This is a genomic window from Intrasporangium sp. (genome assembly GCF_030452765.1).
In the GTDB taxonomy this organism is placed as follows: domain Bacteria; phylum Actinomycetota; class Actinomycetes; order Actinomycetales; family Dermatophilaceae; genus Intrasporangium_A.
In genome coordinates, this window is record NZ_JAKDLO010000246.1 from 1 (window position 1) to 5,285 (window position 5,285).

5 protein-coding genes are annotated in these 5,285 nt (G+C 66.9%); 4 read left to right on the plus strand and 1 reads right to left on the minus strand.

The genetic code is table 11. The features are described 5' to 3' along the window. Positions 1-457: 457 nt before the first annotated feature. Positions 458-1,459, minus strand: a complete 1,002-nt coding sequence (locus L0H79_RS20415; protein WP_301486476.1) for a LysR family transcriptional regulator — start codon at positions 1,457-1,459, stop codon at positions 458-460. A gap of 165 nt (positions 1,460-1,624) precedes the next feature. Here L0H79_RS20415 and L0H79_RS20420 point away from each other — a divergent pair, with 165 nt between their 5' ends. The 4 genes from L0H79_RS20420 (at position 1,625) to L0H79_RS20435 (ending at position 5,195) form a co-directional block, all read left to right on the plus strand. Beyond that, on the plus strand, positions 1,625-2,446 hold the full coding sequence (locus tag L0H79_RS20420) for a hypothetical protein (protein ID WP_301486477.1): 822 nt from the start codon (positions 1,625-1,627) through the stop codon (positions 2,444-2,446). 208 nt (positions 2,447-2,654) lie between these two features. Then, positions 2,655-3,428, plus strand: coding sequence for an ABC transporter substrate-binding protein (locus tag L0H79_RS20425; protein WP_301486478.1), 774 nt, complete (start codon positions 2,655-2,657; stop codon positions 3,426-3,428). Next, the gene (locus tag L0H79_RS20430; protein WP_301486479.1) at positions 3,421-4,401 is read left to right on the plus strand and encodes an amino acid ABC transporter permease; all 981 of its coding nucleotides are present in this window, start codon (positions 3,421-3,423) and stop codon (positions 4,399-4,401) included. The genes L0H79_RS20425 and L0H79_RS20430 overlap by 8 nt, the downstream gene beginning before the upstream one ends. Positions 4,402-4,409: 8 nt before the next feature. After that, entirely contained in the window at positions 4,410-5,195 is a 786-nt protein-coding gene (locus L0H79_RS20435; RefSeq protein ID WP_301486480.1) for an amino acid ABC transporter ATP-binding protein, read from the plus strand. The last annotated feature ends 90 nt before the right edge of the window (positions 5,196-5,285 follow it).

The following is a 5,285-nucleotide window of genomic DNA, read 5'->3' on the forward strand; positions in this document are numbered from 1 at the left end:
GCGACCCCACCGCCTGGACCTGACCCCCGACGAACTTACGATCCTGACCACTAAGGCTTGGCCGGTCCGCGCTTGGGTGATGGCGAACCCGTTGTCTTCTGTGCCAAGGAGATTTTACGATCAACACCGGACGTTGCGGAAAACCGCTCCGGAGTACTTGGAATCGTTGGCTTTCCTCAGCGGCGGGTTGTGCCAGGCACTGGCCCCAACCGGGCCGCTTCAGGAGCTCTTTCTCACACCCTGGCCGCCCTTGGGTGCATCAACCCATCCAGGAGGGGGTCGCCGGTGGCGAGCAGGGCGCGTGCGACAGCGGCAGTGCGTGGGTCGACCCGTAGGCTCCCCGGCGTCGGTGCGGCCGGCAGGAAACGATGCTGACCGTGGTCGCAGTCTGGGCGGCTGCCAACGTGCCATCTGGGAGCCCGGCTGAGCGGCACGCGGCTTGCTCGGGCCCTGGTCCCTACCCTGGCGTGCCGGGGCGCCCAGCACGTCCGCGTGACTGGATCGTTCGCGAGGGCAGGGCTGACAACGTCTCGGCCGCAAGAGCCTGTTCCCGGCTGGCCTCACGGGCGGCGAGCTCGATGAACGCATCGGCGGCCGCAATGCGGTAACGGTCGCGATGCCAAGCGATCCCGACGATCCGCGGGTTCACCCCCGCCAATGGCATGGTGCGGACTCCGGCGCGGAAGGGATCCACTGACAGCCACGAGATGACGGCGGCGCCGACGCCCAAGGCGGCCAGACCGAGGATGGTGCCGTTGTCGTTGGACCGGAACACGATCTGGTGGATGAGCTCGGGGTGACCGAGGCGGTTCTCGATGGAGTGGACCTCGCGCATCTGGGCGTAGGTCACCAGAGGCACACCGGCCAGGCCGTCCAGGGTCACCGGGGCATCGTGGATCAAGGGGTTGGCCTCTGCGACCACGACCACATAGGGGTCCTCGAGCAGCTCGCGGTGGGCGAAGGGTCCCTCGGGCATCGGAGCAGCGACGAAGGCGAGGTCGATCCGGCCCTGCTCGACCAGGGCGAGCAGCTCCCCGTCGTCCTCGGCCTCGGTCAGCTCAACCGCCACCCGTGGCCAGGCGCGGCGGAACTCACGCAGGATGCGTGGCAGGATCCGGACCCCGACGCTCTGGTAGCAGCCGACCCTCAGTACTCCGGCCTCGCCGTGTGCGAGGGCGTCCAGATCGGCTCGAGCGCTGGCCAGGCGGGCGACGATCGCGTCTGCATGTCCGACGAGGACGCGGCCGGCTGCGGTGAGCGACACGGTCCCGGAGCCGCCGGGTCGTTCGAGGAGCTTGTGTCCGACCGACCGCTCGAGGCTGGCGATCTGCTGGCTGATCGCGGACTGGGTGTAGCCCAGGCTCTCTGCCGCCCGGCTGAAGGATCCCTCACGCCCGATGGCAGCAAGCGCCACGAGGTGGCGCAGTTCGAGAGCTCGCGGGGATGGGACCTGGACCATCCAGCCAATATAAGGAACAGTAATCGATACTAGCAATAGCGTGAATTGTGCTTATCCGATCCTCCCAATACGATCAACGAACCGTCAGGCGGGCTCCCGCCTTGACGCCGCGCCAGTGCCGTCCGTTCGGCAGGCCCACTCCCACTCCCAGGCCAGGAGGCCAGCATGTCTTCCGTCACCGTCAACAGCCCTGCCTACGCCGATGTCGTCGACCTCGACAGCTACCCGATCCACGACCTTGACAGCGACCGTGGTCGCGAGCTCGTCGGCCGCTGCCGACAGATGCTCACCGACGAGGGTGTTTGCCACCTCCCAGGTTTCATCACCCCCAGCGCCGTCGCCGTGATGGTCGAACTCGCCACCGGACTGTCGGACAAGGCGTGGAAGTCCGACCAGACCCACACGATCTACTTCGAGCCGGCCGCAGCCGATGTCCCTGCGGGCCACCCCAGGGCGCGCACCGTCCGCTCGGCCAAGCACGGCATCGCCTACGACCACATTCCGTCCGACGCGCCGCTGCGGCGGCTCTACGAGTCCGACGACCTGACCGAGTTCATCCGGCGGGTGCTCGACAAGCCGGTCCTCTACCGCAGCGCGGACCCGCTCGATGCGCTGCAGATGACGACCTTCGAGCCGGGCGACGAGCTGGGCTGGCACTTCGACCGTAGCGAGTTCTCGGTGACGGTGATGTACCAGCAGGCCGACAAGGGGGGCGAGTTCGTCTACGCACCAGGCTTGCGCTCGGACGAGGACCCCAACTACGGCGGCGTTCAGCGTGTCCTCGAGGGGGACACGGCAGGGTTGAAGGTGCTGCCGAGCGCCCCTGGCACGCTCGCGTTCTTCCACGGGCACAACGCCCTGCACTGGGTGACCCCGATCGAGGGCACGACCCCCCGGATCAACTCCGTGCTCACCTACGGAGAGGTGCCCGACATGCGCCTGAACGACCTGACCTCAGAGCTGTTCTACGGCCGCACCTCGTCCTGAGGCCCAGCCCCCCTTGGAAGGTGCACCCTTGATGACCTCGATGACACATTGCCGACTCCGTAGCCGCGCCACGGCAACGGGCGTCCTCGCCCTCGCGACCGCGCTTACCCTCGCAGCGTGCGCGACCACCGGGGACACCACCCCAACGGGCTCGACCGCCGGGCCCGGCTCATCGCAGCCCGGGGCTGCCAACGGAGCCGACCCCGGCGTGGTTGCGCTGCTTCCGCCGGCCGTGAAGGACAAGGGTGTGCTCGCGATCGGAATGGAGGCGCAGTACCCACCCTTCGAGTTCTACGACACGGACAACAAGACCGTGATCGGGTTCGACGCCGACGTCGCATCCTCCCTGGCGAAGCTGATGGGCCTGAAGCTCGAGATCCACGACGCAGCCTTCGACTCGATCATCCCGTCCCTCGCGAGCGGCCGGTACGACCTCGGGATCTCCGGCTTCACCGTGACCGCAGAGCGGGCCAAGCAGGTCAACTTCGTCACGTACTACTACGAGGGCGACGGCCTCATGGTCAAGGCGGGGAACCCGGGCAACCTGACCATCGGTGACTCCCTGTGCGGTGTCAGGATCGCGGTCCTCAAGGGCAGCACCCAGGCCCTGAAGTCAGTCCCGGCGCTCGACAAGGTCTGTACGTCGGCCGGCAAGCCCGCGATCGCGGCCACCGTCGTCCCGGGCTCGAACGACCTGGGCCTGTCGCTGCAGAGCGGTCGCGTCCAGGCCGTCCTCACCGACGGCTCCAACGCGGGATACACCGCGAAGCTGTCGGGCGGCAAGTTCGAGGTTGCGACGGGGCAGCCGTACAACCCGGCGCCGTTCGGAATCGCGTCCCCCAAGGACAACGACCTGGACAAGGCCGTGCAGAAGGCGCTCGAGGTGATGATCTCGAACGGGACCTACGCGTCCACACTCAAGAAGTGGAACATGGAGGCCGGCGCCGTCCAGGCACCGAAGATCAATGAAATCAGTGGCTGACCCCCAGGTCCCGGCCGGTTCCGCGGTCACGGCGTCGCCCAAGGCGACGCCGCTGACCGTGGTCCCGGTGCGCCATCCCGGCCGATGGGTTGCCATCCTCGGCGTGCTCGTGCTGGCGGCAATGCTCGTCAGCACGATCCTGACGAACCCGAACTTCGAGTGGGGCGTCGTCGGCAACTTCTTCACGACGAAGGCGATCCTGAGCGGCTTGGGCATGACCCTGCTGCTCACCGTCGTCGTCATGGCGATCGGCATCGTGCTGGGCATCGTGCTCGCGGTGATGCGCCTCTCGCCCAACCCCATCCTGTCCGGGGCGAGCGGGCTCTACATCTGGTTCTTCCGTGGGACCCCAGTCCTGGTGCAGCTCCTGCTCTGGTACAACCTCGCCGCCCTGTTCCCCCGGATCTCCTTCGGCATTCCGTTCGGGCCGGAGTTCATGGTGGTGGATGCGAACGCGGTCATCACCCCGTTCGTCGCGGCCCTGCTCGGGCTGGGGCTCAACGAGGGCGCCTACATGGCCGAGATCGTGCGCGCGGGCATCCACTCGGTAGACGAGGGACAGGTCGAGGCATCCCAAGCCCTGGGCATGCGACGCCGCCTGACGATGCGCCGCATCGTGTTACCCCAGGCCATGCGCGTCATCATCCCGCCTACCGGCAACGAGGTCATCTCGATGCTCAAGACGACGTCCCTGGTCAGCGTGATCTCGCTCGCAGACCTGCTCTACTCGGCCCAGATCATCTCGGCGCGAACCTTCCAGATCATCCCGCTGCTCCTCGTGGCATCCATCTGGTACCTCATCGTCACGACGATCCTGACGATGATCCAGAGCCGGATCGAGCGCCGTTACTCGCGTGGGACCCGCCGCGCGGAGCCCATCTCCATCTGGCAACGCCTCTGGCGAAACCTGACACAGTTCCACGGAAAACCGCCCTCTGACACACCGCTGTCGAGCACGGGAGGGATCCGGTGACCACAAGCATGACCACAAACACCATGCCGACTACGACGCCGATGGTTCAGGCCGAGGACGTGCGCAAGCACTTCGGACACCTTCAGGTGCTCAAAGGCATCACCCTGCAGGTGGAGCGCGGCGAGGTCTTCTGCATCGTCGGACCGTCGGGCTCGGGCAAGTCGACCTTCCTGCGCTGCATCAACCACCTCGAGAAGGTGGATGGTGGCCGTCTCGCCGTCGACGGGGAGCTCGTGGGGTACCGCCAGCAGGGCGACAAGCTCCACGAGCTGAAGGAACACGAGGTCGCCGCGAAGCGCGAGCAGATCGGCATGGTGTTCCAACGCTTCAACCTGTTCCCCCACATGTCCGTCCTGGACAACATCACCGAGGCGCCGATGCGCGTCAAGGGCGAGCCCAGACACGCCGCAACCGAACGAGCGCAGGTGCTGCTCGAGCGGGTCGGGCTGGCGGACAAGCACGCCGCCTTTCCCAACCACCTCTCCGGCGGCCAACAGCAGCGCGTGGCCATCGCCCGGGCCCTGGCCATGCAGCCCAAGCTCATGCTCTTCGACGAGCCGACTTCCGCGCTCGACCCGGAGCTCGTCGGTGAGGTGCTCGACGTCATGCGGCAGCTGGCCGACGACGGCATGACGATGGTGGTGGTGACCCACGAGATGGGCTTCGCCCGCGAGGTCGGCGACCAGCTGGTCTTCATGGACGGTGGTGTCGTCATCGAGTCGGGCCACCCGCGCGAGGTGCTGAACAACCCCCAGCACCAGCGGACCAGGTCGTTCCTGTCGAAGGTCCTCTGACCCCCCTCTGCCCCCGAGTGACAGGTTAATGCCGGACTTCCGAAGATGACGGGACGGGGCCCACGGTTCGTGTCAAACATCGGATGACCT

What these genes read in the sequence shown, in the direction of transcription:
- L0H79_RS20415 (WP_301486476.1), bottom strand. Translation starts at nt 1,459, where the DNA reads ATGGTCCAGGTCCCATCCCCGCGAGCTCTCGAACTGCGCCACCTCGTG.
- L0H79_RS20420 (WP_301486477.1), top strand. Translation starts at nt 1,625, where the DNA reads ATGTCTTCCGTCACCGTCAACAGCCCTGCCTACGCCGATGTCGTCGAC.
- L0H79_RS20435 (WP_301486480.1), top strand. Translation starts at nt 4,410, where the DNA reads ATGACCACAAACACCATGCCGACTACGACGCCGATGGTTCAGGCCGAG.